The organism is Streptomyces sp. NPDC005408, from assembly GCF_040606445.1.
GTDB lineage: Bacteria > Actinomycetota > Actinomycetes > Streptomycetales > Streptomycetaceae > Streptomyces.
Genome location: NZ_JBEXEX010000025.1, coordinates 39,351 through 65,206 on the forward strand (window position 1 = coordinate 39,351; position 25,856 = coordinate 65,206).

The following is a 25,856-nucleotide window of genomic DNA, read 5'->3' on the forward strand; positions in this document are numbered from 1 at the left end:
GAATATGTACACTTTCCTCCCGGCTGTCGACAGGGTCAAGGGCGGCGGAACGGCAGCTCGGCGAATTCAGTGGTGAAGTACTCGGCGTCCTTGGGGCGCTGGAACTCCGCGGCGCGTGGCCGCGGTGCGGGTTCCAGGTGGGGGATGTGCTTGGAGCAGTGGACATAGGCCTCGTCGACGGTGATGTGTATCCACAGCTGCGGCTGCCGCCCGGGCGCCGGGTCCGCGGGGAGGCGGGGATACCACTGTCGCTGTTCCTGGTCGGTGCGGAGCTGGGCGCTCCCGTTGATGTGCAGGCCTATGTGGTCGCGTGTGAAGTCGATGAAGAGCAGGCCCAGATGAGGGTTCTCGGCGATGTTGCCGACGCCGGCCATGACGCCGTTGCCGCGGTACTCCGGGTAGGTCAGCGTGCGGTCGTCCAGGGCTACGACGAAGCCGGGCGGCCCGGCACGAAAGGTGGCGTCGCAAGCGCCGCGCGCGTCGGCGGTGGAGAGGAACACCATGGTCTGACGGGCCATGAACTCCCGCATGGCGGGGGTGAGGTAGTCGTGCACCTGCCGGTCGTAGAAGTCGGCCGCGCGCTCGGTGGTGCCGAACTGCCGCTGCATCAACTGTTCGCCGAGGGAACCGTTGGTCTCGTCATGTGCGGTCACGGCTGATCGGTCTCCTCCATGGGGCGGCCAAGGTCCAACTGCAAAGACTGAAAGGCCTCATCCTGGTCCCGCTGCCTCGGCTCGTCCAGAACTTGTTCGCGGACCGAGCGAGAGCTGCGCGGACGCGCTGTCCAGCAGCATGTCCAGAGCGGTGGGATACGCGCTGTGGTTCATGCGGGCGACGAGCAGGTGCGCCGTGGCCGCGATGTGGGGATGCGTCGTCGCGGGCAGCCGGGCGTAGGTGGCCTGCCAGACCTCCTCGTCCGCCGCCCGCGCGGCGGCGGGCAGGGCCAGCGAGGCCGCGTCCAGCGCGGCGAACGCCAGGCTCTGGTCGATGAACGCCTGATAGATCCGGACCGCGTCGGGGTCCGCGAAGCCTGCCGAGCGCAGCACTCCCAGGATCGTCTCGTCGGCCGCTACCTCGTGCGCCAGGCCGGACACCCGGCTGGCGGTGAGTACGGCGGCCTGCGGGTGCCCGAGATACGCGGCGTGGATGCGCAGCCCCAGCTCCCGCAGGTCGGCCCGCCAGTCACCGGTGCCTTTCCAGCCGGCGAAGGCCCGCCCGACGAGCACGTCCCCGATGGCGAGTGTCAGGTCGTCCATGCCGCTGAAGTACCGGTACAGGGTGCTCGGGTCTGCGCCCAGAGCGGTGCCGAGGCGGCGGACGGTCAGGCCCGCGCTCCCGTGTTCCCGCAGCATGCGCAGGGCGGTCTCGATGATCAGTTGCTCGGAGAGCACCGCGCCGTTCTTGGTGGGACGGCGGCGCCGCCGGGCCTCCTCGGGCACTACTGGCTTGGCCACAGCACGCTCCTTTCGTGTCGGCCCGTGTCGGCCGTCAGGTCCTTCGACCTTATGCCAACACCATTGACGTGAACAGGGGCGCGAGCGTTGGATCGGAGCAGAGAGGCGCCGCGCCCGAAAGCAGCGCCGCCTGCCGGCCGGCCCCGGAAAAACGGGCTGTGCCTGGGAAACGGAGTACTGCCATGCGTGTTCTGCTCGTGGGTGCCGGCGGTGTCGGCACCGCCATCACCCGGATCGCGGCCCGCCGCGCCTTCTTCGACCACATGGTCGTCGCCGACTACGACCTCGCCCGTGCTCAGTCCGCGGTCGCCGCCCTGGACGCGGACGGCCGCTTCAGCGCCGAACGGATCGACGCGAGCGACGAGGCCGCCGTGACATCCCTGCTCAAGCAGAGGCAGTGCGACGTCCTGCTCAACGCGACCGACCCCCGCTTCGTGATGCCGTTGTTCCGGGCGGCTCTGGCCGCCGGTGCGCACTACCTGGACATGGCGATGTCGCTTTCCCACCCGCACGCCGAGCGCCCGTACGAACTCTGTGGCGTCAAGCTCGGCGACGCCCAGTTCGCGCAGACAGTGGACTGGGAGGTCGCCGGACTGCTCGCCCTCGTCGGCATGGGCGTCGAGCCGGGGCTCTCCGACGTCTTCGCCCGGCACGCGGCCGAGGAACTCTTCGACGACATCGAGGAGATCGGCATCCGCGACGGGGCGAACCTCACCGTCGACGGCTACGACTTCGCGCCCTCGTTCAGCATCTGGACGACCATCGAGGAATGCCTCAATGCGCCCGTCGTCTACGAGGAGGGCCGCGGCTGGTTCACCACCGAGCCCTTCAGCGAGCCCGAGGTCTTCGACTTCCCCTACGGGATCGGACCCGTCGAGTGCGTCAACGTCGAGCACGAGGAGGTCCTGCTGGTGCCGCGCTGGGTGGACGCGGGACGCGTCACCTTCAAGTACGGCCTGGGTGAGGACTTCATCCGTACGCTGCGGACGCTGCACCTGCTGGGCCTGGACCGCACCGACCCGGTGCCGGTGCCCGCGGCGGACGGATCGGGCACGGTCCATGTCTCCCCGCGCGACGTGGTCGCAGCCTGTCTGCCGGACCCGGCGACCCTCGGGGACCGTATGCACGGCAAGACCTGCGCGGGCACCTGGGTCAAGGGCACGAAGGACGGCCGCCCACGGGAGGTCTACCTGTACCACGTGGTCGACAACCAGTGGTCCATGCGCGAGTTCGGCTGCCAGGCCGTGGTGTGGCAGACCGCGATCAACCCGGTCGTGGCCCTGGAACTGATCGCGGCCGGAACCTGGACCGGCGCGGGTGTCCTCGGCCCCGAGGCCTTCCCGGCCCGGCCGTTCCTGGACCTGCTGACCACGTACGGCTCGCCCTGGGGTATGCGCGAGCAGTGACAGGGCTCGGCCGGGGCCCGGTCATGCCGGTGGCGGCGCCGCGCCCTTCCTCCCCGCGGTGTCCGGGCCGGATTCGACGGCGATGACCACCTTGCGGAGCAGGTCGGCGAGTGTCTCCTTCTCCTCCCCTGAGGCATGAATACGTCGGCCAGATCACCGGCGCGGACACGTTGCAACTGGGGCCCGAGGGCAAGGCTCTTGAGGTCATCACAGATCTCAGGCGTCGCGCCGAAGACCTGCGCGAGCAGGCCCTGGACGAGATCTCGCGAGGCTGGGCGGAGATGTACCTCGGCCTGATCGCGGACAATCTGTTCGCGGAGCGCGACGCGGCGCCCGACCACTACAGGCCCGCGCTGCGTGCCGGGGAGGCCGGTGACGACCTCCTCGCCCGCGAGGCGCTGCGGCATCTCGGCGACCACGACCACGACCACGGTGACCATGAGCGGGCGCGCGAGCGCTGGGAGCGGGCGACCGCGCTGGGGGCCCGCGCAGGCGCCGTCCCCGGCACCCTCTCGCAGCAGTTGCTACTGGCCGTCCTGGCCCGCGGCACCGGCGACGAAGCGGGCGCCGCCGCACTGGCACAAGAGATCGTCCGCTGGGCCGCGGCGCTCGGTGCCGTACACCTCGAAGCCCAGGCCACGGCATTTCTGGCGGGCGCCGATCCGACCGAGCCGCCCGAGAGCCATTCGTGATCAACTCGCATGCCAGGGCGTCCGTTTCGAGGCCGGAGAGGACTCTCGAATTGCCGCTGCTAGTCTGACCCCTACGTCAGCCAGACGACTGCGTGCCCCGTTCCGCCGTCGGATCCGCTGAAAATTCATTTCCCTGTCGCTGAGCAAAACCGTCCTGGTTTCCGTATCTCTCTGCGTTGTGCTGTGTCTTCCGAGCCGAGAGTGGCTGAGGGCACGGTCCGACTCGGCCGAGGGGCACGAGGTCCCCGGTGTGCGACGAGAGGGGCGGACTTGTGAGGTACAAGCAGAGACACAAGCGGTCCAGGTGGATCGGCATCACTGTTGCCGGGGTGGCAGCCATGGCCGTCGGGGGCGGGGCTCTCCTGATGACCGACAACAACGCCTCGGCCGCCCGGGACACCTCCCGTCAGCAGGCGGCCGCGCAGGCGCCGATGACCATCGACTGCCCGGACGTCGCAGTCCGCTTGTCGGATGTGCCGCAGCAGGCGCGGCCCGCAGTCGACAACGAACTGGCACAGATGGACAGTCAGGTCGCGGACGCCTACGGGCAACTCGCCGCGGGCGGCACCCAGGCCGACAGGAACTGGGTGCGCACGCGCGTACTGGACCCGCTGTCCTCCCGGCGCCGCAGCACACTGGACCGCATCGCCACCGAAATCGACCGGGTCTCCAGCCGGCCGGAGGGCTTGGACTCGCTGGCGTCCTGCACCGTCAAGCAGGACGACGTGGCCCCCGCTGCCGCCCCCGCTGCCCCTTCCGGCGCGGCGACGCCTCCCGCCCCTGCCCCGAGCGCTTCCGCACCGGCCAACGGCGGTCAGGCGCAGACCGGCCCCCGAAGGTCGGACTTCGTGGACATCCGCAAGGTGCGGCCCAACGTCACCAGTCCCCGCCTGCAGCGCAACGCCTCCCGCGGCACCTTCCAGTCGCGCTGCGGGCGCAACGAGAACAAGCACTTCAACCCCGACAACGTCATCGTCGCCCCCGGTGTGAGCAACGGCGCCCACCACATGCACGACTACGTCGGCAATCTCGAGACCGACGCCTTCGCCACCAATGACGATCTCGCCGCCGCCGGTACGACCTGCACCAACGGCGACCGCTCCACCCACTACTGGCCGGTCCTGCGTCTGCGCAACGGAAAGATCGAGGGCGACGCGAACCTCCCCGGCGGAGGAAAGGACGGCAACATCGGACGCATCCTCCAGCCCGCCTCAGTGCAACTCACCTTCCGTGGCAGCCCCGTCAGCAAGGTCACGGCGATGCCCACGTTCCTGCGCATCATCACCGGCGACGCCAAGGCGTTCACCAACGGAACAGCCAACGCCAACGCCTCCTGGAGCTGCACCGGCTTCGAGAACCGACAGCTGAAGGACAAGTACCCGTTGTGCCCGCGGGGCAGCAATGTGGTGCGTACGTTCAAGTTCCAGAGCTGCTGGGACGGCAGCAACACCGACAGCGCGAACCACCGCACACATGTGACCTTCGCCCAGCCCAACGGCGCGTGCCCCAAGGGATTCCGGGCCATTCCGCAGCTGGTCCAGCGGATCACCTACAAGGTCGCGCCCGGCTCGGTCTTCGCCGTCGACAGCTTCCCCGAGCAGTTGCACAAGCCTGTGACAGACCACGGCGACTTCATCAACGTGATGTCCTCGTCGCTGATGAAGAACGCGGTGAGCTGCATCAACAGCGGCCGTAAGTGCGGCTGACGCCAGGACGACCCGGCACGGCGGCTGCCACGCCGCTGCCGGGTCCTCCGCGGTGCGGCGAGCGGCCGGGCGTTCAGAGCTCGCCGGGTGGGACCGCTGACTCCGCCAGTTGCGGGTCCGTGATACCGCCGGGCGAGGCGAACCGGGCGACGTCCCAGCCGGCGAGCCGGGCCCCGGCCCGGTACGCGCTCTCGTAGAAGGCGAGGACGACGGTACGAGGATCGCTCTCGGTGCGGGCCGCTTCGTACGGCAGCACGGCCAGGTGGGTGTTGTTGCGCGCAACCCAGTATGCCGACGCGGGTGTGAGCGGCTCCTCGGTCAGTGCAGCGGGCTCGGGGGCGGCGTAGGAGTAAAAAGCAGGCTCGGCGAATATCTCGTCACCGAACCAGAATCCAAAGCTGATCAATTCCCGTGAGTACGCCTCACGCCTCACCGGATCGACCTCCGGCGGCTGGTCGATGTGCCGCTCGGAGAACCGGGTGTGGGCGATGTCGAGCGTGTGCCAGAAATGGTGTACGGGGCTGGCTTTCCCCGAAAAACCGGCGGCGAATTCCTCGAGCAGGAGCGCCACCTGGCTGAGGATCTGCCAGTAGCGGCTGACCAGTACGGGATCGTACGCCGCGTGCTCGGTGTCCTCGGCGAACGGCCGGTCCGCATCGGGCAGGTCGTACGGCCTGGGAAGGTCGATGCTCACCCCGACGCCCAGCGCGGCCAGAGCGTCAAGAGTGTTCTTGTGGAAGGACGCGACGGACTGACCCGCGAGCGGGAACGACCTCGCTCTCCCGTCCAGCGTCGAGACGACCAGCTGATGGTCGACGAAGTCGAAGTCGATCGTGAAGACGGAGCCGCCGTCGGCCTCTCTCATCGGGCGGGTGGTGATACCGCGTCCGGTGAGATGGAACGGAACGTTCCACCAGTGGTTGCGCCGGGGACTCGCGGCGAGACGGATCTTGCCGACGACTTGCGTGAATCGGTGCAGCGTCTCCTTGGTGTCCTGCCACTCCGTGAGCGGTATCGGCGGGAACAGCTCCATCGCGGCCCCCTTCCTGCCCGGCGCTGATGCTGGCCAGGCATTTCCATGATGACCGTTCCCCCCGGCGTACGGCATCTCGCCGGAGGCGAGCCGCGGCCGGAGGGAACACTTTGTTATCGCGCGCGTACGCACGGTGCGGGTGTGCCGGACCCCGCCCTCGCTGGTCCGGTCGGCCCGGGAGTGGGACGCTTGGAGTGAGTTTTTCCGCCGATGGGGCGGGGTGTCTGCCGAGGGGACTCGGGAGGGCCGATGGGACGAGATGTCCCGGCGCTGGTGTTCACCCGTGACGACCGCCGCCGGTACCGGATCAAGATGCAGGAGTGCCTCGACGCGTTCGCGCAGATGCTGCGCGAGTCGCGCTTCGAGTTCGAGCGCCCGCAGGTGGGTCTGGAGATCGAGCTCAATCTGGTGGACGCGCGCGGCGAGCCGGTCATGCGGAACACCGACGTGCTCGAGGCGATCGCGGATCCCGCCTGGGCGACCGAGCTGGGCCGGTTCAACCTGGAGATCAACATTCCGCCGCGGCGGCTGACGGCCGGCGGTCCCGATGCGTGGGAGCAGGAGATCAGGGACGCCCTCAATCACGCGGAGGCGCGTGCTGCGGACGTCGGCACGCATCTGATCATGGTGGGAGTCCTGCCGACGCTGCGCCAGCGGGACGTGAGTGAGGCGGGGCTGTCGGAGGACCCGCGGTACCGGTTGCTGAACGAGCAGGTCTTCGCGGCCCGGGGCGAGGATCTGCGGATCGAAATGGACGGGGTGGACCGGCTGCGGACGTACGCGGACACCATCACGCCCGAGGCGGCGTGCACCAGCACCCAGTTTCACCTGCAGGTCTCACCCGAGGAGTTCGCGGACTACTGGAACGCCGCCCAGGCGATCGCGGGGGTGCAGGTGGCCCTTGCCGCGAACTCGCCGTTCCTCTTCGGCAAGGAGCTCTGGCACGAGACGCGTATCCCGCTCTTCGAGCAGGCCACCGACACCCGCTCGGAGGAGATCAAGGTGCAGGGGGTGAGACCCCGCGTGTGGTTCGGAGAGCGCTGGATCACCAGCGTCTTCGACCTCTTCGAGGAGAACGTGCGCTACTTCCCCGCGCTGCTGCCCCTGTGCGACGAACAGGACCCGAAGGAGACCCTGGACGGCGGCGACACCCCGGAACTGGCCGAACTCACCCTGCACAACGGCACGATCTACCGCTGGAACCGCCCCGTCTACGCCGTCGCCCACGACAAGCCGCACCTGCGCGTGGAGAACCGGGTGCTGCCCGCAGGCCCCACGGTCGCCGACGTCCTCGCGAACGGCGCCTTCTACTACGGGCTGACACGCGCCCTGGTCGACGAGGAACGGCCGGTCTGGTCCCGGATGTCGTTCTCGGCCGCCGAGGACAACCTGCACGCCGCAGCCCGGCACGGCATCGACGCGCGGGTGTACTGGCCCGGGATGGGCGAGGTGCCGGTGTCCGAACTCGTACTGAGGCGTCTCCTGCCGCTCGCGCACCAGGGGCTTGAGCAGTCGGGCATGGACGCGGCGTGGCGGGAGCCGCTGCTGGGGATCATCGAAGGGCGGTGCGTCACCGGCCGCAACGGCGCGGTCTGGCAGAAGGAGATGTTCCACCACATCGACGACTCGACCAATGTCGGCCACCATGAAGCACTGCGGCGGATGACACGGCAGTACACGGACTACATGCACCTCAACGCACCCGTGCACACCTGGCCCGTCGAGTAGACGGGACGAGGCCGAGGCGGCCCGGCGACGGCAGTCAGTTCACCTTCCACTGCATCTTGGGGTCTTCGGGCCCGAGCGGCATGTACTGGACTCCGACGTACTTGGTGCGCCCGGGAAGTTCGAACACGAAGAAGCCCGCGGCGTGCTGGCCGCGCTGCAGCCGCATGAAGTAGGGCGCCGAGGCACCCTCGACGATCTCGTAGTCGACCGATGCCTTGATGTTGAGTGGTTCGCTGCCCAAGGGAGGCATGAGCTGTGTCCGCCACGGTGATTCCTCGACGTAGGTCGAGCCGACGTTGGCGAAGCTGAGCTCAACGCCCACCCAGTGGGTGCCGGGCGCGGGCTTGTGCTTGGACGTCGGAGCAGGGGTGGCCGGATCGACCACGCGCTTCACCGTGTAGGCGACCTTCCCACCGTTCTTGAGGTCCTTGGTGATGGTCGTGCCGACGGCCACCGGAGTGGGGGCGCTGGGGCTTGGCGAGCCCGTGGCGCCTCTGGCGCTGCCGGATCCCTTGCTGCCGCTGGAGCACCCGGCGGTGCCCGCGGTGATGAGAAGAGCTGTGGCCAGAGCCAGTGCAGTTCGGCGCATTACGTTCCCCGTGGTTCCCCGTGTTCATGCCAGTGATCGTGCAGCACCCTTTCATGGCCTTGACGTCAGGGCTGCAGGCGGGTGGTGTTCCAGCCCGCTGGGGTGCGGTCGTAACGGAGCCTTTCGTGGAGCCGGTCGGTGCCGTTGGCCCAGAACTCGACTGTGTGCGGGAGGAGTTCGAGGGCGATGTAGGTCGGCGGCCGAGGCTGGGGCCCGGCCTGAGCGAGGGTGTGGGCGCGGGCGCGCAGGGCGGCCACGTCGTCCAGGGGTTCGCTCTGGCGGGAGGCGGTGGTCATGGCGTGGGTGAATACCGGCCTCTCCGCCCACAGGGCGTCGGTGTCGGCGTCGGGCAGTTGCCGGACCGGGCCGCTGAGGCTGATCTGCTGACTGGTTTCGCGCCAGTAGAGCAGGCCGGATGCCCAGGGGTTCTCGCGCAGTTCGCGGGCCTTCAGGCTTGTCCGGTGGGTGGTGAAGACAAGACCGCTCTCGGTGAGGCGGTTGACGACCACGGTCCGTATGGAGGTCTGCCGCCGGCTGTCGGCGGTGGCGAGGGCGAGTGCTCTCGGCTCTCGTACGCCGTGAATGTGCGCGTCGCGGAGCCAGCTGCGCAGCAGAGCGATCGGGTCGGGTGGCGGCGCCGTGTACTCGGGGAAGGCGATGTCGACCGTAGCGGTGAGGGATTCCGAGACGGCGGCCGGCTGGGCGCCGGGGTGCGGCTTCGTGGGCAGTTCAGACATGGAGAGTCCCCTGGGCTGTGATCACGCCGTCGCCGCCGACCTCGACGGACTGGATGTGCTGCCCGATGCCTTCGGCCCGGGCGAGCATGCGGGAGGGGCGGCCCATCTCGACGCCCTGCATGATCTCGATGCACCGGCCGCGGGTGAGGGCACCGTGCCGCAGCAGGTGGATGACCAGCGGGCCCGCGGCCGAGCCGGTGGCCGCGTCCTCGGTGACGCCGTAGGCCGGGGAGAACATCCGGCTGCGCCAGTGCGCGCCGTGGCCGGCGAAACAATTGGTCGCCATGTCCTCGAAGGTGGCCAGAGCGCGGTGGTCGGGGTTGAGCGCGGACAGTGCGCTGACACTTTCCAGACCGACGAACACATGGCGGGGACCGTTGTGGTAGATCTCCACCGGGAGTGTGGATGCGGGCACGCCCAGTGCGTCGAGGAGTTCGTCGGTCCGGTCGAACGGCTCCCAGGTGGGGAGCGGCTGTTGCATACGGGCCGTGACCACCGGGCCGTCCGTGCGGTCCAGTTCGAACGGGACGACGCTGATGGCGGTCTCCAGCCTCAGACGGTCGCCCGGGATGCGGCGGGCCAGTGCGAGGGCGGTTCCCAGCAGCGGGTGCCCCGCGAACGGCAGCTCGTTGACCGGGGTGAAGATACGGATCCGGGCATCGCCGCCCTGCCGCGGACGCAGTACGAAGGTGGTCTCGGACAGGTTCATTTCGCGGGCGATGCGCTGCATGAGCTCGGGGCTGAGGTCGTCGCTGTCGAAGAAGACCGCCACGGGGTTGCCCTCCAGGCGTTCTCGGGCGAAGACGTCCACGACGACGTAGGGGTGCATCCGATGTCTCCAATTCACCGCTGGGAGCAGTGGCTTCGGGATCAGGCGGGCACGGCCGGGCGGGTGTTGATACCCGTTGGCGCGAGGGAAGCGCCCATCGCCTGGCGCACGGCCCGGGCGAGAAGGCGGACTCCGTGCTGGGTGAGTACGGATTCGGGGTGGAACTGCATCGAGGTGAAGTGCGGGCCGCGCAGCGCATGGACTTCGCCGCTCGCCCGGTCGCGGGAGACATCCACCCTGCCGACGCCGTCGACGAGGGTCGTGTCGTGGCTGCTGTGTGCGGCGTAGGTGTTGTAGAAGCCGACCCTGACCCGGTCGCCGAAGAAGTCGATCTCGTGTTGGGCACCCTGGTTGGGCTGGTGGCGGCGCTCCAGAGGGAAGCCGAGCCGCAGGCTGAGGATCTGGTGGCTGAGGCATACGGCGAGGAACGGCCGCCGCTGCGCCAGCAGGGTCTGCACCGCTGAACCCAGCGCCTCCATGCGGGGGTGGCCCCGCTCGCCGGGGTCGCCGGGGCCGGGTCCCAGTACCACCAGGTCGTGGCCGTCGAAGGTGTGTGCCTGGTCGAAGCGGCGGACGGTCACCACCAGTCCGAGCGAGTGGAGTTGATGGGCGATCATAGAGGTGAAGGTGTCTTCCATGTCGACGACCAGCACGGTACGCCCGGGCAGATCGGCCGGCGGATGCTCCCGGGTGTGCGACCGCAGCCAGAACGCGGCAAGGGTGTCGTTGCGGCGCTCAAGGGCGACGCGGACGCGCGGATGCTCGGCGTAGGAGGCGGCTCTGCCCCGCCCCGGGGCCGGGCTGGAGTGCGCGGCGTGAGGTGTGGCGTGGCCGGATTCCAGGGCTGCGATCAGGCCGGCCGCCTTGGCCCGTGTCTCGGCCGCCTCCGCACTCGGGTCGGAATGGCGTACGAGGGTAGAGCCGACCCCGATCCGTACGCGCCCGGCAGGGTCGATGTCGGCGGTGCGGATGAGGATGGCCGAGTCCAGGGTGCGGACGCCCTGTCCGTCGCGGCCGATGAGGGCGGCGATTCCGCTGTAGTAACCGCGGCCCTGCCGTTCGTGGCGGGCGATGACGCGGCAGGCGCTCTCCAGCGGGCTGCCGGTCACGGTCGGCGCGAACAGGGTCTCCCGCAGGATGCTGCGTACGTCGCGGGTGGTGCGCCCCTGGATGTAGTACTCGGTGTGTGCGAGCCGTGCCATTTCTTTGAGATACGGTCCCGTGACGTGCGTGCCCGGCTCGCAGATCCGGGCCATCATCTTGAGTTCCTCGTCGACCACCATGCACAGTTCGTCGTTCTCTTTGGGGTCGGCGAGGAAGTCCATGACGCCGGACAGGTTCGGGCCGGTGGCCGGGTAGCGGTAGGTGCCACTGATCGGGTTCATCACGGCGGTCGCGCCCTGCACGCTGATGTGCCGCTCCGGCGATGCCCCGACGAACGTGCGTGAGCCGGTGTGGACGACGAAGGTCCAGTACGCGCCCGACTCGTTCTCCAGCAGGCGGCGGAAGAGGGCCAGGGCGCTGTGGGGCCCGTATGCGGTGATGTCGGCCACGAAGGAGCGCTGGATGACGAAGTTCGCCCCGGCGCCTGTGCCGATCTCGTCCGCGATCACCTGCTTGACAGTCTGTGCGTAGGCGGCGTCGTCGCTGTCGAAGTGTCCGCCCGACAGTGAGGTCGCGACCCGTGGCAGCCGTGCCAGCGTCTCGTCGAGGGGCAGGGTCTCCTGGTCTGTCACCGTCATCGAGACCAGTGGTGAGTCGTCGTCGTGGCAGGCGTATCCGCGTTCGGTGATCTGGCGGTAAGGGATCACCACGAGTGTTTCGTGGCGGGCGCCGGGCCGGGGCAGGGGTGTGTGGGGGAGTGGGATCTGGGCGAGCGTCGCGGGGTGCGTCACCTCGCCCGTGAGGACGTCCAGTTGGCCGGGTCCAGTGGTGTGCGGGCGGTGAAGGATGGCGTAGGCAGCAGGGGGGTTGTGGAGGATCCGGTCCAGCAGGGTGCTCATGCCAGGGCCTCCTCGGTGGTGATGACCATGGCGCAGCACCCGGCGGCGTAACGGAGCGCCATACGGTGGTGTTCCAGGGAGAAGTCCGCGACGGCATCGGAGATCACGAAGGTCTCGATGTCGTGGGTGAATGCGTCGGCTGCCGTCATCAGCACGCCGATATGGGCGTACACCCCGCACACGAGCAGCTGGTCGCGTCCCAGGCCGCGCATCCACCGGAGCAGCCGGGAGCGGTGGAAGGCGCTGTAGCGCCACTTGGTGAACACCATGTCCGCGGCGGTGGGCGTCAGTTCGTCGGTCACCTGACGGTCGGCGGGCGTGGCGCGCATGCCGGGGCCCCAGAAGTCCTTGAGCAGGCCGCGCTGTTGGACGTTCATGCTGCCGGGCTGGGCGGTGTAGGCGACGGGAATGCCACGGGCGGTGCAGTGTGCGCGCAGGAGCGCGGCATGGTGGACGAGTTCACCGCGCAGCGGGTGGGGGATCGGCGCGAGGAAGTAGCGCTGCATGTCGTGGATGAGCAGTACGGCGCGGTCGGGTTCCACTGTCCAGCGTGCGATGTTGGCGGGCGGCTCGGCCGCCACTGCCAGGGAGTAGGGCTCGATGGTCCCTATGCCGGTCACGGGCGTGCTCGTGTCGCTTCTCATGTCGGGTCCTGGTGCGCGTGGCGGACGGGCCGGGTGTCGGCCGTGAAGGCGGAGACGACGGACAGAGCTTGATCGAGGTTGAGGCGGGGGTCGCACAGGCTCGTGGAGTGCTCTCCTGCCCGCGCCAGGTCGGTCTCGTCGGTGACGCACTCGAGGACGTCGTCGGGCGTGGTCTCCAGGTGGAGTCCGCCGGCGATGCCGCCGCCGGCCCGGACGGCCTGCTGGAACTGGATGACTTCGCGGATCGCGTGCTGGACGATGCGGGTCTTGGTGCCGTGCGGAGTCTGCACGGTGTTGCCGTGCAGGGGGTCGGTCAGCCAGCTCACGGGGTGGCCGGCGGCGCGTACCGCTTCGACGAGGGTGGGAAGGCGCCGGTCCACGGTGTCGGCGCCCATCCGGGCGATCAGGGTGAGCCGGCCGGGCTGTCGCTGAGGGTCGAGGCGTTCGCACAGCGCGAGCAGTTCGTCCGGGCGGATGTTGGGGCCGACCTTGCAGGCGACGGGGTTGGCGATGGCGGCGAGAAGCGCGACGTGGGCGCCGTCCACCTGGCGCGTGCGCTCGCCGATCCATGGCCAGTGGGTGGAGCCGAGATAGAGCCGGCCCGCTTCGTCCCGGCGGAGCATGGGGACTTCGTAGTCGAGGAGCAGTGCTTCGTGGCTGGTCCAGACGGGCGCATCGATGCGCGGGCTGCCGGGCGGTGCCGCCCAGCCGAGGTGGGTCATGATGTCGCTGGCGGCCATATAGCCGGTGAGGATGCGCAGCGGGTCGGGCCGCCGGCTGTCCGGCGTCGGCTGCGGCCCGTTGACCATGTGCCCCTGGTACGAGGGGAGTTCGAGATCCCCGACCTGCTCGGTCCGGTGCGTACGGGGCTTGGCGAACTGCCCGGCGATACGGCCGACGCGCAGCACCGGCAGCTGGGTGGCCATGCGCAGGGTTCCGGCGAGCAGTTCCAGTACGGCGATCTTGCGGCTCACGTGGCCCAGGGTGCACTCGCCGGGGTCCTCGGAGCAGTCGCCGCACTGCACGACGACGCACTGTCCGGCCGCGACCTGCGCCAGAAGGCGGGAGAGGGTACGCAGGTCCTGGGGCCGCACGAGTGCGGGGCGGGCGGCGAGGGCGTGGCGCAGTCTGCGTACCTGTAAAGGGTCGCTCCACTGCGGCTGATGCAGCGCGTTGTCGAAGCGGGTCTCGCTCAGCAGGTCTTCCATCACATCGCCCCCTCTTTCCCGGTCGGCCTTCAGGTGGGAAGTCCTTCGCGGCGGATCTGGGGCACCGGGACGCCGAGCGCGCGCAGTTGCTCGCAGGGGTTCATGAACTCGCGGTTCTGCTTGATCTTTCCGTTGTCGAGCAGGAAGGAGTGCAGGAAGTGGTTGTGGTAGTAGCCCTCCGGATAGCCCGGGAAGAGGATCTTTCCCCGGCCTTCGCACTCCACCCAGAAGCGGTTCGGGTCCTGGGTCTCGAAAATCTGGATGTTGTACCAAACCCAGTCCGGGAAACAGGCCAGCGACCAGACTGCGTGCTCGGCCAGCCGGTCCTGGCCGGCGATGACGATCGGCTGCCCGGTGTCGGTGGTCCACAGGCCGCCGCTGCCGTCGGGGGTGAAGAGCTCATGCCGGCGCAGCCGGTCTTGGCCGGTGGTGTGCATGTACTGCTCGACGGTGGCGCGGTTGGTGCGGCGCAACTCGGCCGCATCGGTGAAACCGTGTGTCACGACGGCTTCGGACATGGCTCTTCCCCCTTGAGGCGTGGACGGGCGCAGCGGGTGGGTGGTCAGCGCGATCGTCCAGGGGGGCACTCGGGATCGGCTCGGAGCCGACTCGGCATTGACCTGAGGCGCGGTGGAGCCTCAGAGTCTTCGCCGGTCCCGTGCCGGTCAGTCGTGTGCTGCTGCTCCGAGCTGTGCCGACGCCGTTTCGACCGGGGTGAGGACGGGCGGGCGGACGGGTGCGGGGGCGGTATGGCAGGTGAATCCGAGGCGGGTGAGTGCCCTGGTCACCTCGCCGGCGGTGAAATCGCGGCGATCCTGTCCGGTGATCACTTCGCCCACCTGCTTGACGGGGAACGTGCGGCGGCCGATGGTCACCGACTCACCCGTGACGGGCTCGGGTTTGATCCCCTTCATCGATTGCTGCACGTCACTCTTGACCAGGTCGAAGGGGAAGCGGGCGATGACGCAGCGCATAGTGCCTCAACAGGGTTGGAGGGAAGGGCGGACAGGGATGCCGACCCGGGGGAGATCAGTTTCTGAGGGCGAGGACGCCGAGGATGTACCCATCCTCGTCGACCACGGGCGAGGAGCCGAGTGACCGGGCCCGCATCGCGTATTCCGCTGCCGGCAGCGACGTCTCGGACAGGGTGAACGGTCCCCGGTCGTACACGATGTCCCGCAACCGCGTGTCCTCGGCGTACCAGGAGCCACTGCGGTACGCGGTGAGCTGGCCCCGCGAGACCAGACCGGCACAGCGATCGTCCTCACCGCGGACGATCACATGCCCCACTCCGGCACCGATGAGGACGGACAGGGCGACGTCGACGATCATGTCGTCGCCGACCTGCGGTCCGGGTGTGGTCATGGCGTCCGCGGCGGTCAGCCCGATGCGGTGAGTCTGCCGTGGCTGCGTTGTCACGCGGCGCTTCTGAACGAGGACTGGCGCTGCGAGGTGCTGCCGGCTCGCCCCTGGGAGGCGGTGCGGGAGCGGCGAGCCTGGGAGGGCCGGCTGCGCTTGCCGCGGGACGAAGTGGCGCCGCCCTTCGCGCGTTCCGCCACCGGTGCGGTGATGGTGACGGGAACACCCGAGGGCGCCTGGGCGCCGGTGATGCGGCTCAATTCGGCTTCGCCGGAGCGCACTTGGGCGATCCGCGGGGTGATGCCGGCGTCGGCCATCAGGCGGGCCATGTCGCGGCGCTGGTTGGGCAGGACCAGCGTGACGACGCTGCCGGACTCGCCGGCGCGGGCGGTGCGGCCGCCGCGGTGCAGGTAGTCCTTGTGGTCGCTGGGGGGATCGACGTTGACGACGAGGTCGAGGTCGTCGACATGGATGCCGCGGGCCGCGACATTGGTGGCCACCAGCGCCGTGACATGGCCGGTCTTGAACTGGGCGAGGGTGCGGGTGCGCTGGGGCTGGGACTTGCCGCCGTGCAGCGCCGCGGCCCGTACCCCGCTGTTCAGCAGGTGCTTGGTCAGCTGGTCCACGGCGTGCTTGGTGTCCAGGAACATGATCACCCGGCCGTCGCGGGCCGCGATCTCGGTGGTGGTGGCGTACTTGTCGGCGCCGTGGATGTGCAGGACGTGGTGCTCCATCGTGGTGACCGCGCCTGCCGACGGGTCGACGGAGTGGACCACCGGGTCGTGCAGGTATCGGCGGACCAGCAGGTCGACGTTGCGGTCCAGGGTGGCGGAGAAGAGCATCCGCTGGCCCTCGGGCTGTACCTGGTCGAGCAGTTCGGTGACCTGCGGCATGAAGCCCATGTCGGCCATCTGGTCGGCCTCGTCCAGCACGGTGATGCCGACGCGGTCCAGGCGGCAGTCGCCACGCTCGATGAGGTCCTTGAGCCGGCCGGGGGTTGCCACGACGACTTCGGCCCCGCCGCGGAGCGCGCCGGCCTGGCGGCCGATCGACATACCGCCGACCACGGTGGCCAGTCGCAGCTTCAGGGACCGGGCGTACGGGGTGAGCGCGTCGGTGACCTGCTGAGCCAGCTCCCGGGTGGGTACGAGTACCAGACCCAGCGGCTGCCGGGGCTCGGCCCGCTTGCCCTCGGTCCGCGCCAGCAGGGCAAGGCCGAAGGCGAGGGTCTTGCCGGAGCCGGTGCGCCCGCGGCCCAGGACGTCCCGTCCTGCCAGCCCGTTGGGCAGGGTTGCCGCCTGGATCGGGAACGGCACGGTCACACCCTCGGTGGTGAGCGCAGCCAGCAGGGGTGCGGGCATGTCCAGTTCGGCGAAGGCCTCGACGGCGGGCAGTGCCGGGGTGATGGTCACGGGCAGCGCGAACTCCCCTTGGCGCGCTGCGGGACGGCGCCCGTAACCGCCGGAGCGGCCGGGGGCTGCCGCGCGGCCGCCTTGGCGTCCCTGCGACTGCGTCCGGAAGCCGCCGCTTCTGCCGGAAGCGGCGTTGCCGCCCTTGCGGGTGCGGGAGTAGCGGTCGTTCGTGCGAGCTGTGCGGTTCATGCAGAACCTTCCTCGATGCGGCACGTATCGAGGGGTTCCCGGCAGCAATGAGCGCGGCACAGAGAATCGCAAGAACGAGCCGAAGTGAAAACGAAGACGAAGTCCGGCCGCCCACGAAAGAGGCGGGGTCCAAACGTCAAAATGACTGGCATGCGCCAGAGCGGCTGGGATGCCGAATCATGGGGGATCGGGCGGGCCTGTGTCGGGCAGGAGCAGTGGCGGAATCGTGCGCCGTGCGGAGTGAGGACGTATTGCGTCTCGCCGCATGTGAGGCACCTGCGGCCCTGGCCGGAATCCCGGAAAAAGCAACGAGCTGGGGCCCGCACCCCAAGGTGCGGGCCCCAGCTGCGTCGTGCTTGTCAGCGTCAGGCGGGAGTGATGTTCTCCGCCTGCGGGCCCTTCTGGCCCTGCGTGACGTCGAAGTTCACCTTCTGGCCTTCCTGAAGCTCACGGAAGCCCTGGGCGGCGATGTTCGAGTAGTGGGCGAAGACGTCGGGGCCGCCGCCGTCCTGCTCGATGAAGCCGAAGCCCTTTTCAGCGTTGAACCACTTGACGGTGCCAGTAGCCATGTCATATCTCCTTCGGGGCAGTGCACCGGTGCCCGCACTGTGCGAGCTCCGCGTCGCCATGATGATTGCCCCGTCCGGAAAGAAATCCGGAAGTACTCAAGCGCACGCTCCGGCATTGACGCCGGTACGAACCTTCGTAAGTTTTTGGGAACCACAACTGCAACTGAGAACAACGGTAGCACGGCGCAAGCGGCCGGGCGCGGCGAGTTATTTGACTCCGCCCGCCGCATCATAAACCCTCATTGCACAGTACCTGAATATCTGTGCCTGCGGCGACAGATATTCGAGTGCGCGGGGCTCAGGGCGCGGTCAGGAGCCTGCTGCGCCGCCCGACTCTGCGGTGGACCGGCGCAGTTCCTCGTTGAGCCGCAGGGCTTCCTCGAGCTGGTCTTCCAGAATGACGATGCGGCAGGCCGCCTCGATCGGCGTGCCGCCGTCGACGAGTTCGCGTGCGCGGGCCGCGATGCGCAGTTGGTAGCGGGAGTAGCGGCGATGGCCACCCTCGGACCGCAGTGGCGTGATCAGCCGGGCATCGCCCACGGCCCGGAGGAAGCCGGGCGTGGCGCCGATCATCTCGGCGGCGCGCCCCATGGTGTAGGCGGGGTAGTCGTCATCGTCGAATCGGTCGGCCGCGGGCGATGGCGTTTCTTGGGTCATTCGCACCTCTTCTTGGAACGCGTCGAGGGGCCCCGGTGCGTACACACCGAGGCCCCGAGGGGTATCAACACCATCTGCCGGCGCTGTGCGCTGGCTTTCGTATTCCGCGGGTCCGTGCTTGAGGCCGGAGCTGCGGGGATCGAGGATGCGTGACCGGGGACCACCTTCCAATCGGGGCCTGCGGTACCCGAGCGAAGTGGATCATCGCCCGGGCGATCCTGATGGCGTCTGCTCCTCTCTGTTTCTGCGGGTCGTACTGCTCTCTTGCCGACTCTGTCGGCTACACAAGAAACTCTAACCGTGCGGGTAGCCAATTTCTACCCCGACCGCAATAGATTCTTTCCGGTCCACGCGAACGGCGCCCCGTCCGCCCCTACGGACGTAGTCCGGTGAGCTGGTCCTGGCGAAGTCGACCGGCCCGGTGTTCCAGTTGGCCGTCATGGCCCTGATGGCGATCCTGCCCGCCATCAGGGCCTCCACGTCGCTGCCCTTGCCGGCGGGCTGCGGAGCGAAGTTCACCCGGACCTTCCAGGTTCCGTCGCCGGAGTCGGTGAAGGCCGGCTCGAGGACCGTCTGAGGGTCCTGGAACGTGAGGGAAGGGTCGTCGGCCGTTCCCGTGCCGTCCGCGCCGACGACCGGGTGGTTGATGTTCAGGCCGACGCCCTGGGGGAGCAGCGGCCCGGACTTCGCCCGGGAGCGCAGCCGTTCGATGAGCTTGACCGCGAAGTCGACAGTGGGGCGCATCGCGTTGACGGTGGGGCCCGGGTCGGGGGCGGAGAAGGAGCCGGTACTCAGCGCGATGGCCGGAATGCCGTGCTCGAGGGCGGCGACGGCTCCGCCGACCGTCCCGGAGTGGGTCGCCAGGCCGGCGACGTTCGGGCCGCGGCAGCCAAGGTCTCCGGGCTGACGCGGGCCCGGATCCTGAGGCGAAACATCCTGCCCCGGACGACCCGGCCGCGGTGGCCAAGCGCTACCCGCACCAGCTGTCCGGCGGCATGGCACAGCGGGTGGCGATCGCGCTGGCGCTCGCCGGTGACCCCCAGCTGCTGATCGCCGACGAGCCGACGACCGCGCTGGATGTGACCGTTCAGGCCGAGATCCTCACGCTGCTCCGCAAGGCATGGTTCGTCTCGGTGATGAGGATGGACGGGTTGTACGCCTTCAACGGCAAGAAGCTGGCAGGATTCACCGCAGCTCCCAGCTACCTTCCCGACCTGGCCTGGAGCGTGTCGCCCAGGTAGCGGGACGTGTTCCGGCAAACTTTTTCGGCAGATCTTCGCCGACGATGTCGAAAACGCGGCGCGAGCTTCTACCTGTCTGTGAGAGCGCCGATGAGGCGCACGAACGTGAGGAGCAGGCCATGAAGTACATGCTGCTGATGCAGTTCAGCGAGAAGACAGCGGACTTCCCGGCGATCACGACCTGGACTCCTGAGGAGATCCAGGCGCACATCGGGTTCATGAAGGACGTGGACAAGAAGCTCGCCGACGCGGGGGAGCTCGTCGACGGACAAGGGCTGGCCATGCCGGACCAGGCCAGGATCGTGCGGGCAGGCGACGGGGGAGCGCCGCTGATCACCGAAGGTCCCTACCCTGAGACCAAGGAGTTCCTGGCGGGCTATTGGATCGTCGACGTCGACACCCCGGAGCGGGCGTACGAGATCGCCGCGTACGCGTCGTCCGCACCCGGCCCCGGTGGCGCCCCGCTGAACATGCCCATCGAGGTTCGGCAGTTGATGTCGGCACCGACCGAGGAGCTGTAGGTCCTGGCCGCACCGGACACGGACACCAACGGCCTGCTGCGCGAACTGGCGCCGCAGGTCGTCGGTGTGCTCACCCGGCGGTACGGGGACTTCGACGCGGCCGAGGACGCCGTTCAGGAATCGCTGCTGGCCGCCGCGACCCAGTGGCCGGACGAGGGCGTGCCGCGCAATCCTCGCGGCTGGCTGATCCACGTCGCGAGCCGCCGTATGACCGAGCATGTGCGCAGTGAACAGGCGCGTCGCCGCCGGGAGGATCTGGCGGCCAGACGGGAGCCCGTCGACCGGCAGACGGCCCCGCCGGCCGACGCGGACCAGGCGCTGGAACGGGACGACACACTGATCCTGCTGTTCATGTGCTGCCACCCCTCCCTGACGCCCGCGTCTGCGGTGGCCCTCACCCTGCGGTCGGTGGGAGGCCTGACCACGTCGGAGATCGCACGTGCCTTCATGGTCCCCGAGGCGACCATGTCCCAGCGGATCAGCCGGGCCAAGCAGCGGATCAAGACCTCCGAAATCCCCTTCCGGATGCCGGAGAGCACGGACTGGGCGCCCCGCCTCGGAGCCATGCTGTCCGTCCTCTATCTGATCTTCAACGAGGGCTACACCAGCAGCGTCGGCCCCGACCTGCAGCGTGTCGAACTGTCCCGGGAAGCGATCCGGCTGGCCAGGGCCGTGCACGAACGCCTCCCCGACGACAGCGAGGTGGCCGGACTGCTCGCGCTGATGCTGCTCAACCATGCGCGCAGCCCGGCGCGTACGGGGCCGGACGGTGAACTGATCCCGCTCGCCGAACAGGACCGCAGCCTGTGGGACACAGGCGCGATCGACGAGGGCGTCGCCCTGGTCACCGCTGCCCTGCCCAGGGGCCCCATCGGCCCTTACCAGGTCCAGGCGGCAGTGGCCGCCGTCCACGACGAGGCCAAGAACGTCGACGAGACCGACTGGCCACAGATTCTCGCGTTGTACGGCGTGCTGGAGCGCCTCTCCGACAACCCCGTCGTCTCGCTCAACCGAGCCGTCGCGGCCGCCATGGTCCACGGGCCGGCGGCAGGACTCGACATCCTCAAGGCCCTTGACGCCGACGTGCGACTGGCGGGACATCACCGCCTGTATGCGGTGCGGGCTCATCTCCTTGAACTGGTCGGCGACCGGCAGGCCGCCATCGAGAACTACCGCGCTGCGGCCGGCCGTACGACCAGCCTTCCGGAGCGGCACCACCTCACCATCCGCGCCGCCCGGCTCGCGTCCGCGGGCGATACGCCGCCGGTCAGCCGCCGCGTGTCAGAGCCCCCAGGCCCTTGCGCAGATCCTCCTGGTTCATGACCGGCGTGTAGCTGATCTTGGCGCCGAGTTCCAGGAAGAAGGGTTCCGCAATCTTGGGCATCTGCGAGGAATCCTGAAGGTCGAAGACGATGAACGCCGTACGACAGCCGTCCTGGGTGGTGAAGTAGGCGGCTTCGGGGCGGAGGCTCTCCAGAGCGGACTCCACCGTCTTCTGCAGGGTGCCATTTTTGATGGCTTGGTTGGCTGCTTCCGTGTCCATTTGAACCTTCAACAGGGTTCGCACGGTTCACCCCTTTCCGACCGGGGCGGGCGCTCGCTCGGCGCACCGGTCACACCGGTCGCGCATACCACCAGGGTCCCGCTTTTCCGCAGTTCGGACAACGCAGGTGGACGGTCACTGGGGAGACAGAGCGATGCCGAGGGAATCGGCTCCCATGGGCTTCGGTGCGCCCTTCTCGTAGAAGACGTCGACTTCCGTGATCGTGAACCCTGCGCTCGTCAGCATGTCGACGGTCGGCCGGGTGAGATGACACCCGCCGAAGATCCGCTTGTTCACCGGCTCGAGGCGCCTCTGCCAGCGGCGGACGTTCTCGTCCTCTTCCGGGGCCAGCCCGTGCTCGAGGAAATGCAGCGTCCCACCCGGCTTGAGCACGCGCCGCACTTCGCGCAGGGCGGCATCGGCGTCCGGGATGGTGCACAGCGTCCAGGTGGACAGCGCGGCATCAAAACTGTCGTCCTCGAACGGCAACGCCTGGCCGTCCAGCCCGGCGCGCCGCACGGGGATGCTCGACGCCCGGACGCGCTCGCCGGCGAGCCTCCAACCGGCATCGGACGGCTCGACCGCGGCCACGCCGGTGACAGCATCCGGGTAGAACGGAACGTTGTGCCCCGACCCGAACCCGATCTCGACGATTTCGCCCTTCAGGGCCTCGCAGACTCGGCGTCGTAGCGGTTCGGCTGTCTTGACCCCGCAGGCGACGTTGATAATCCGCGGCAGGATGCGCTCGGCGTAGAACCCCATCGTGACCTCCGCGTCTCTCCTCCAGCATGGCACCGTAGCGGCCTGGATGTAGCGGAGTGCGGCGGCCGCTTCCTAGACGACCTGGACGCGTACGGCCCGCCGGTTCAGTACCGGCGGGCAGAGCGAGACCGCCGGTGTCAGCGCGGACGCGACACGTTCGCGATGAGCTTGGCCATGTTGGCCGCGTAGGCGGACGTACTGATCCCCAAGGGACGTTCGCGCTCCTTGTAGGGGAGTTCCAGCGGCGGGTCCTGCGGGTTGTACGGCGAGGTGTCACGCATGTCGCCGACGTGCTTGCTCATGTACGCCTGGCCGTCGTACGGCGTCTTGGACCCACCTACCGCGTACGGGTTGGTGACCGCATCGATCGGCGTCAGCCAGTAGTCCTTCGATCCGAGGTCGCGCACGAGGGCGGCCGTCTGCTCGTCGGTCACCGCAGGCAGGGGCAGCGGGGCGTCCCGGAACAGGTCGGTCAGTTCGAGGTCGCGTACGGAGAAGTAGCGCGGCAGGGGGATCCGCCGGCCTGCGGAGAGCGGCGACCTGGAGCGCAAGTCCGCCACCTCGGCCGGTGTCATCGCCGCCAGCTCCTCGTACGTGCTCTGCAGACCCTCGATGTCGATGGCCCGCCCGGACGAGTAGTGGCTCAGCGTGTTCCTGTGGTCGTAGTCGTAGTAGTACGCCCCGTTTCGGACGTTCGAGCCGAACCGGTGGGTGAACCGTGCGCGGTTCGTGCCCAGTTCGACGAACGTCGGGTGGGTGCGGCCGGCCAGGAGCGGGTTCTCCGCGATCTGCTCACTGGTGAGCCGGCAGCTCTCGAGCCAGGCAATGGCCTCGGGCACCCGGCTGAGGTAGGCGCGGTTGCCGGTCAGCCGGAAGTAGTGGAAGAGCTGACGGACATTGGTCTGGGTGGTGTGCGTGGTCAGTGCGCGCGGCTCGTAGGACCGTGCGCTCGCCGGCGCTCCGGCGGGCCGGCCCGCGGCATCGCGTGAGAGGTGCTGCAGCCCCCAGCCCGCTTGCGGGCCCGTCTGCTGCATGCGGCGCAGACAGGACATCGCCCTGACCACCGGCCGGACGAGGTCGCGCCTGCCGAGCGCGGATATGCACATGAGCAGGAACTTGATGTTCTCGCCCAGTACGTCGTCGTTGAAGGTGACCTGCTGGGTGTAGTCGCCGTCCGCCGTAGTAGTGCTGAAACTCCTCCAGGCGCCACCCGTTGGCGCCGATGGTGTCGTACCAGTCGCGCAGGGATTCCTCACCGGCGAAGTCATGGATGTAGTTCCACCCGCCGATCGGCAACTGGGCTTCCACGAGCGCCAGTCCGGTCCGCTCGGCCGCCCGGTAGCAGGCCTCGTCCCCGGTCGCGTGATAGGCGTCCAGCATGCTGTGCCCCACCGACGGAGTGCCCGGAGGCTGGACCCAGCACATGGTCCGCTTGGCCTCCATCTCGCCCCAGGTGACCGAGAGGTCCGGCAGGTAGTTCCATACGTACGCGCCCCGGTAGGAGACGTACTCGTCCATGAACACGGCGGCGCGTCTCATGGCACGGACGGTTTCGGCGCGGTGCGTGGGCGCAGGTGCGGCCGCGGCGGTCACGGGCCGGAGCATGGTCAGGGCTGGGGCTGCGAGCAGCGGGGTGACAGCGCGCTGGGAGAACGTGCGGCGGCTCAAGGGCCTCTTCATGTGGCGAAGTGCCTTCCTCGCGGTGTGTTCAGCATGCTGAACATAGTTGCGGCGTTCAACGAAGAGGACCGTAGTAATTGCGCGCTCAACCTTCAAGTATGTGGACGTCGACTTTGTATCCGAACTCCTGGCTGTCCGCGCGGAGCTGACGCCCTGGGAGTCGTACGTCCGAGTACCGTGTGCCGATGAATGTCCTTCTCTTCGGTGCATCCGGCATGATCGGCCAGGGCGTGCTGCGCGAGTGTCTGCTCGACGACCGGGTCGAGAGCGTCGTCGCCGTCGTACGAAAGCCACTCGGCTTCACGCATCCCAAGCTCCGCGAAGTCGTCCACGAGGATTTCACGGACTTCTCGTCCCTGGCCGGTGAGTTCAAGGCCGTGGACGCGTGCTTCTTCTGCCTGGGGATCTCCTCCGCACGCAAGAGCGAGGAGGAGTACCGCAGGATCACGTACGACTACACCCTCGCCGCGGCCCGCGCGCTCCCTTCGAACCCGTCGCTGACCTTCACGTATGTCTCGGGCGAAGGCACGGACAGCACGGAGAGTGGCCGCTCGATGTGGGCGCGGGTCAAGGGCCGCACGGAGAACGACCTCCTCGCGATGCCCTTCCACGCGTACATGTTCCGCCCCGGCTACATTCAGCCGCTGCACGGCGCGACCTCGAGAACCCGGGCGTACCGCCTGCTCTACGTCGGGGTCTCCTGGCTCTATCCGCTGCTGCGGCGGGTGATTCCGAAGCATGTGACGACCACGGAGAACCTCGGCCGCGCGATGCTCGCGGTCGCGGGTGCGGGCGGCGCGGGGGAGCACATCCTGTACAGCCCGGAGATCAACCGCCTGGCGGCCGAGGGCCGGTGAGGGTCTGTCGGCCTCGGTCGTCCCCGGCGAGGAATGCGGCCCGGCAGGCCGCGCGGGCACGCGAATAAATCCGCCCCGGACGTACACGGCGTCGAAGTGCCGGACGTCGTGGATCACCCTGCCTCAATGCGCCCGCAGGAATGCTTATGATCACTCCGAGGGTGCGAGATGCATGCCAACGAGGAGGGCCAACAACCATGGTGGACAAGCGAGTTGTCCTCGTCACCGGTGGGGGTACGGGAATTGGCGCCGCCACAGCCCGTCTCCTGCGCGAGGCCGGGCACCACGTCGTCGTATCGGGACGCCGGCCAGGGCCGCTGGAGCGCCTCGCGAAGGAGACCGGGGTCCTGGCCCACCCGTCCGACATCGGTGACCCCGACGCCGTCCGTGGTCTCGTGGAGGCGGCCGTGGCCGCCTACGGCCGACTGGACGGAGTCGTACTCAACGCAGGCGTGGGACGCGGAGGAGCAGTCGGCGACATGTCTGTCGAGGACTGGGAGACCGTCATGCGGACCAACCTCACCGGCCCCTTCATGCTCCTGCGCACCGCGCTCCCGCACCTGCTGAAGGCCCGGGGCTCGGTCGTCGCGGTCGCCTCGGTGGCCGCACTGCGCAACGGGTCGGCCAACGCCGCGTACGCAACGTCCAAGGCGGCCCTGCTCCAGCTGTGCCGTTCGCTCGCCGTCGACTACGGGCACGAGGGGCTACGCGCCAATACCGTGTGCCCCAGCTGGGTGCGCACCGAGATGGCTGACCGGCGCATGGCGCGATTCGCCGAAGAGGCGGAGCTGGGCGAGGGCGGCACCGATGCAGCCTACGAGGAGGCGACCCGCCTGCTTCCCGCGGGTCGCCCCGGCGAGCCGCACGAGGTTGCCGAGGCGATCGCCTGGTTGCTCTCACCCGCGGCGTCCTTCGTCAACGGCGCGGTGCTCACCGTGGACGGCGGGGCGACGGCGCTTGATCCTGGGACCGTCGCGTTCAACTTCCGTATCGAACCGCGCTCCGGCGGAAGCTGATCCGGTCGGATTCGACGGCGC

Annotated in this window: 27 protein-coding genes and 1 pseudogene; 9 read left to right on the top strand and 19 right to left on the bottom strand. The window is 68.8% G+C overall.

Annotation, left to right across the window (positions count from 1 at the left end):
* Positions 1-35: 35 nt before the first annotated feature.
* On the bottom strand, positions 36-608 hold the full coding sequence (locus tag ABZS64_RS22940; protein ID WP_355832769.1) for a pyridoxamine 5'-phosphate oxidase family protein: 573 nt from the start codon (positions 606-608) through the stop codon (positions 36-38).
* A 102-nt stretch (positions 609-710) separates the two neighbouring features.
* A complete protein-coding gene (locus ABZS64_RS22945; protein WP_355832609.1) occupies positions 711-1,454 on the bottom strand; it encodes a TetR/AcrR family transcriptional regulator in 744 nt (247 codons plus the stop codon).
* A gap of 182 nt (positions 1,455-1,636) precedes the next feature.
* Between ABZS64_RS22945 and ABZS64_RS22950 the strand changes: the two genes are divergently transcribed.
* The 3 genes from ABZS64_RS22950 to ABZS64_RS22960 all read left to right on the top strand — a co-directional run bounded on the left by ABZS64_RS22950 (position 1,637) and on the right by ABZS64_RS22960 (position 5,258).
* A complete protein-coding gene (locus tag ABZS64_RS22950) occupies positions 1,637-2,860 on the top strand; it encodes a saccharopine dehydrogenase C-terminal domain-containing protein (RefSeq protein ID WP_355832611.1) in 1,224 nt (407 codons plus the stop codon).
* Positions 2,861-2,970: 110 nt separating this feature from the next.
* Positions 2,971-3,552 carry a hypothetical protein gene (locus ABZS64_RS22955; RefSeq protein WP_355832613.1) on the top strand — a complete coding sequence of 194 codons (582 nt, stop codon included), beginning with the start codon at positions 2,971-2,973 and terminating at the stop codon, positions 3,550-3,552.
* Between the two features lie 338 nt (positions 3,553-3,890).
* Complete coding sequence (locus ABZS64_RS22960) at positions 3,891-5,258, top strand: DUF1996 domain-containing protein (RefSeq protein WP_355832771.1); 1,368 nt, start codon at positions 3,891-3,893, stop codon at positions 5,256-5,258.
* Positions 5,259-5,331: 73 nt separating this feature from the next.
* Here the strand turns inward: ABZS64_RS22960 and ABZS64_RS22965 are convergent, their stop codons facing one another.
* A complete protein-coding gene (locus ABZS64_RS22965; RefSeq protein ID WP_355832616.1) occupies positions 5,332-6,291 on the bottom strand; it encodes a DUF5996 family protein in 960 nt (319 codons plus the stop codon).
* Positions 6,292-6,540: 249 nt separating this feature from the next.
* Between ABZS64_RS22965 and ABZS64_RS22970 the strand changes: the two genes are divergently transcribed.
* Positions 6,541-8,019, top strand: coding sequence for a glutamate-cysteine ligase family protein (locus ABZS64_RS22970; protein WP_355832619.1), 1,479 nt, complete (start codon positions 6,541-6,543; stop codon positions 8,017-8,019).
* A 34-nt stretch (positions 8,020-8,053) separates the two neighbouring features.
* Here the strand turns inward: ABZS64_RS22970 and ABZS64_RS22975 are convergent, their stop codons facing one another.
* The 13 genes from ABZS64_RS22975 to ABZS64_RS23035 form a co-directional block, all read right to left on the bottom strand.
* Positions 8,054-8,608: a hypothetical protein gene (locus tag ABZS64_RS22975; RefSeq protein ID WP_355832622.1), complete on the bottom strand. Its 555-nt coding sequence runs from the start codon at positions 8,606-8,608 to the stop codon at positions 8,054-8,056.
* Positions 8,609-8,673: 65 nt separating this feature from the next.
* Positions 8,674-9,345 carry a phenazine biosynthesis FMN-dependent oxidase PhzG gene (gene phzG / locus ABZS64_RS22980; protein ID WP_355832625.1) on the bottom strand — a complete coding sequence of 224 codons (672 nt, stop codon included), beginning with the start codon at positions 9,343-9,345 and terminating at the stop codon, positions 8,674-8,676.
* Complete coding sequence (locus tag ABZS64_RS22985; RefSeq protein ID WP_355832628.1) at positions 9,338-10,174, bottom strand: PhzF family phenazine biosynthesis protein; 837 nt, start codon at positions 10,172-10,174, stop codon at positions 9,338-9,340. The genes phzG and ABZS64_RS22985 overlap by 8 nt, the downstream gene beginning before the upstream one ends.
* A gap of 41 nt (positions 10,175-10,215) precedes the next feature.
* Positions 10,216-12,177, bottom strand: coding sequence for an anthranilate synthase family protein (locus tag ABZS64_RS22990; RefSeq protein ID WP_355832631.1), 1,962 nt, complete (start codon positions 12,175-12,177; stop codon positions 10,216-10,218).
* Positions 12,174-12,797 carry an isochorismatase family protein gene (locus ABZS64_RS22995; RefSeq protein ID WP_355832774.1) on the bottom strand — a complete coding sequence of 208 codons (624 nt, stop codon included), beginning with the start codon at positions 12,795-12,797 and terminating at the stop codon, positions 12,174-12,176. The genes ABZS64_RS22990 and ABZS64_RS22995 overlap by 4 nt, the downstream gene beginning before the upstream one ends.
* A gap of 20 nt (positions 12,798-12,817) precedes the next feature.
* On the bottom strand, positions 12,818-14,029 hold the full coding sequence (locus ABZS64_RS23000; RefSeq protein WP_355832634.1) for a 3-deoxy-7-phosphoheptulonate synthase: 1,212 nt from the start codon (positions 14,027-14,029) through the stop codon (positions 12,818-12,820).
* 29 nt (positions 14,030-14,058) lie between these two features.
* Positions 14,059-14,547: a PhzA/PhzB family protein gene (locus ABZS64_RS23005; protein WP_355832637.1), complete on the bottom strand. Its 489-nt coding sequence runs from the start codon at positions 14,545-14,547 to the stop codon at positions 14,059-14,061.
* Positions 14,548-14,694: 147 nt separating this feature from the next.
* A complete protein-coding gene (locus ABZS64_RS23010) occupies positions 14,695-15,003 on the bottom strand; it encodes an SCO5918 family protein (protein ID WP_355832639.1) in 309 nt (102 codons plus the stop codon).
* 55 nt (positions 15,004-15,058) lie between these two features.
* On the bottom strand, positions 15,059-15,394 hold the full coding sequence (locus ABZS64_RS23015) for a CBS domain-containing protein (RefSeq protein WP_355832777.1): 336 nt from the start codon (positions 15,392-15,394) through the stop codon (positions 15,059-15,061).
* A 50-nt stretch (positions 15,395-15,444) separates the two neighbouring features.
* Positions 15,445-16,989 carry a DEAD/DEAH box helicase gene (locus ABZS64_RS23020; RefSeq protein ID WP_355832642.1) on the bottom strand — a complete coding sequence of 515 codons (1,545 nt, stop codon included), beginning with the start codon at positions 16,987-16,989 and terminating at the stop codon, positions 15,445-15,447.
* Positions 16,990-17,354: 365 nt separating this feature from the next.
* Positions 17,355-17,558, bottom strand: coding sequence for a cold-shock protein (locus tag ABZS64_RS23025; RefSeq protein WP_062705208.1), 204 nt, complete (start codon positions 17,556-17,558; stop codon positions 17,355-17,357).
* Between the two features lie 309 nt (positions 17,559-17,867).
* A complete protein-coding gene (locus tag ABZS64_RS23030) occupies positions 17,868-18,215 on the bottom strand; it encodes a MerR family transcriptional regulator (RefSeq protein ID WP_355832645.1) in 348 nt (115 codons plus the stop codon).
* 294 nt (positions 18,216-18,509) lie between these two features.
* On the bottom strand, positions 18,510-19,217 hold the full coding sequence (locus ABZS64_RS23035) for a 5'/3'-nucleotidase SurE (protein ID WP_355832648.1): 708 nt from the start codon (positions 19,215-19,217) through the stop codon (positions 18,510-18,512).
* Between ABZS64_RS23035 and ABZS64_RS23040 the strand changes: the two are divergent.
* The 3 genes and pseudogenes from ABZS64_RS23040 to ABZS64_RS23050 all read left to right on the top strand — a co-directional run.
* Positions 19,175-19,330, top strand: a pseudogene (locus ABZS64_RS23040) (ATP-binding cassette domain-containing protein); the annotation flags it as partial. The gene ABZS64_RS23035 and the pseudogene ABZS64_RS23040 sit on opposite strands and share 43 nt — an antisense overlap.
* 245 nt (positions 19,331-19,575) lie before the next feature.
* The gene (locus ABZS64_RS23045; protein ID WP_355832651.1) at positions 19,576-19,977 is read left to right on the top strand and encodes a YciI family protein; all 402 of its coding nucleotides are present in this window, start codon (positions 19,576-19,578) and stop codon (positions 19,975-19,977) included.
* Between the two features lie 3 nt (positions 19,978-19,980).
* On the top strand, positions 19,981-21,300 hold the full coding sequence (locus ABZS64_RS23050) for a sigma-70 family RNA polymerase sigma factor (protein ID WP_355832780.1): 1,320 nt from the start codon (positions 19,981-19,983) through the stop codon (positions 21,298-21,300).
* Here ABZS64_RS23050 and ABZS64_RS23055 read toward each other — a convergent pair.
* The 3 genes from ABZS64_RS23055 to ABZS64_RS23065 form a co-directional block, all read right to left on the bottom strand.
* Positions 21,245-21,520: a hypothetical protein gene (locus ABZS64_RS23055; protein WP_355832654.1), complete on the bottom strand. Its 276-nt coding sequence runs from the start codon at positions 21,518-21,520 to the stop codon at positions 21,245-21,247. The genes ABZS64_RS23050 and ABZS64_RS23055 overlap by 56 nt on opposite strands.
* A gap of 135 nt (positions 21,521-21,655) precedes the next feature.
* The gene (locus ABZS64_RS23060) at positions 21,656-22,282 is read right to left on the bottom strand and encodes a methyltransferase domain-containing protein (RefSeq protein ID WP_355832657.1); all 627 of its coding nucleotides are present in this window, start codon (positions 22,280-22,282) and stop codon (positions 21,656-21,658) included.
* Between the two features lie 137 nt (positions 22,283-22,419).
* Positions 22,420-23,550, bottom strand: coding sequence for a hypothetical protein (locus tag ABZS64_RS23065; protein ID WP_355832660.1), 1,131 nt, complete (start codon positions 23,548-23,550; stop codon positions 22,420-22,422).
* Between the two features lie 597 nt (positions 23,551-24,147).
* On the opposite strand from ABZS64_RS23065, the gene ABZS64_RS23070 reads away from it, so the two are divergent.
* Together ABZS64_RS23070 and ABZS64_RS23075 are read left to right on the top strand one after the other, a co-directional pair.
* Positions 24,148-24,819, top strand: a complete 672-nt coding sequence (locus ABZS64_RS23070; RefSeq protein WP_355832663.1) for an NAD(P)H-binding protein — start codon at positions 24,148-24,150, stop codon at positions 24,817-24,819.
* Between the two features lie 197 nt (positions 24,820-25,016).
* Positions 25,017-25,835 (top strand): SDR family oxidoreductase, encoded by an 819-nt coding sequence (locus ABZS64_RS23075; protein ID WP_355832666.1) that lies wholly within the window; start codon positions 25,017-25,019, stop codon positions 25,833-25,835.
* The last annotated feature ends 21 nt before the right edge of the window (positions 25,836-25,856 follow it).

What these genes read in the sequence shown, in the direction of transcription:
- ABZS64_RS23065 (WP_355832660.1), bottom strand. Translation starts at nt 23,550, where the DNA reads ATGACTTCGCCGGTGAGGAATCCCTGCGCGACTGGTACGACACCATCG.
- ABZS64_RS23055 (WP_355832654.1), bottom strand. Translation starts at nt 21,520, where the DNA reads ATGGACACGGAAGCAGCCAACCAAGCCATCAAAAATGGCACCCTGCAG.
- ABZS64_RS23075 (WP_355832666.1), top strand. Translation starts at nt 25,017, where the DNA reads ATGGTGGACAAGCGAGTTGTCCTCGTCACCGGTGGGGGTACGGGAATT.
- ABZS64_RS22960 (WP_355832771.1), top strand. Translation starts at nt 3,891, where the DNA reads ATGGCCGTCGGGGGCGGGGCTCTCCTGATGACCGACAACAACGCCTCG.
- ABZS64_RS23010 (WP_355832639.1), bottom strand. Translation starts at nt 15,003, where the DNA reads ATGCGCTGCGTCATCGCCCGCTTCCCCTTCGACCTGGTCAAGAGTGAC.
- ABZS64_RS23020 (WP_355832642.1), bottom strand. Translation starts at nt 16,989, where the DNA reads ATGAACCGCACAGCTCGCACGAACGACCGCTACTCCCGCACCCGCAAG.
- ABZS64_RS23000 (WP_355832634.1), bottom strand. Translation starts at nt 14,029, where the DNA reads ATGGAAGACCTGCTGAGCGAGACCCGCTTCGACAACGCGCTGCATCAG.
- ABZS64_RS22975 (WP_355832622.1), bottom strand. Translation starts at nt 8,608, where the DNA reads ATGCGCCGAACTGCACTGGCTCTGGCCACAGCTCTTCTCATCACCGCG.
- ABZS64_RS23070 (WP_355832663.1), top strand. Translation starts at nt 24,148, where the DNA reads ATGAATGTCCTTCTCTTCGGTGCATCCGGCATGATCGGCCAGGGCGTG.
- ABZS64_RS23030 (WP_355832645.1), bottom strand. Translation starts at nt 18,215, where the DNA reads ATGACCCAAGAAACGCCATCGCCCGCGGCCGACCGATTCGACGATGAC.
- ABZS64_RS22940 (WP_355832769.1), bottom strand. Translation starts at nt 608, where the DNA reads ATGCAGCGGCAGTTCGGCACCACCGAGCGCGCGGCCGACTTCTACGAC.
- ABZS64_RS23060 (WP_355832657.1), bottom strand. Translation starts at nt 22,282, where the DNA reads ATGGGGTTCTACGCCGAGCGCATCCTGCCGCGGATTATCAACGTCGCC.
- phzG (WP_355832625.1), bottom strand. Translation starts at nt 9,345, where the DNA reads ATGTCTGAACTGCCCACGAAGCCGCACCCCGGCGCCCAGCCGGCCGCC.
- ABZS64_RS23005 (WP_355832637.1), bottom strand. Translation starts at nt 14,547, where the DNA reads ATGTCCGAAGCCGTCGTGACACACGGTTTCACCGATGCGGCCGAGTTG.
- ABZS64_RS23015 (WP_355832777.1), bottom strand. Translation starts at nt 15,394, where the DNA reads ATGACCACACCCGGACCGCAGGTCGGCGACGACATGATCGTCGACGTC.
- ABZS64_RS22950 (WP_355832611.1), top strand. Translation starts at nt 1,637, where the DNA reads ATGCGTGTTCTGCTCGTGGGTGCCGGCGGTGTCGGCACCGCCATCACC.
- ABZS64_RS23025 (WP_062705208.1), bottom strand. Translation starts at nt 17,558, where the DNA reads ATGGCTACTGGCACCGTCAAGTGGTTCAACGCTGAAAAGGGCTTCGGC.
- ABZS64_RS22965 (WP_355832616.1), bottom strand. Translation starts at nt 6,291, where the DNA reads ATGGAGCTGTTCCCGCCGATACCGCTCACGGAGTGGCAGGACACCAAG.
- ABZS64_RS22970 (WP_355832619.1), top strand. Translation starts at nt 6,541, where the DNA reads ATGGGACGAGATGTCCCGGCGCTGGTGTTCACCCGTGACGACCGCCGC.
- ABZS64_RS23045 (WP_355832651.1), top strand. Translation starts at nt 19,576, where the DNA reads ATGAAGTACATGCTGCTGATGCAGTTCAGCGAGAAGACAGCGGACTTC.
- ABZS64_RS22985 (WP_355832628.1), bottom strand. Translation starts at nt 10,174, where the DNA reads ATGCACCCCTACGTCGTCGTGGACGTCTTCGCCCGAGAACGCCTGGAG.
- ABZS64_RS22990 (WP_355832631.1), bottom strand. Translation starts at nt 12,177, where the DNA reads ATGAGCACCCTGCTGGACCGGATCCTCCACAACCCCCCTGCTGCCTAC.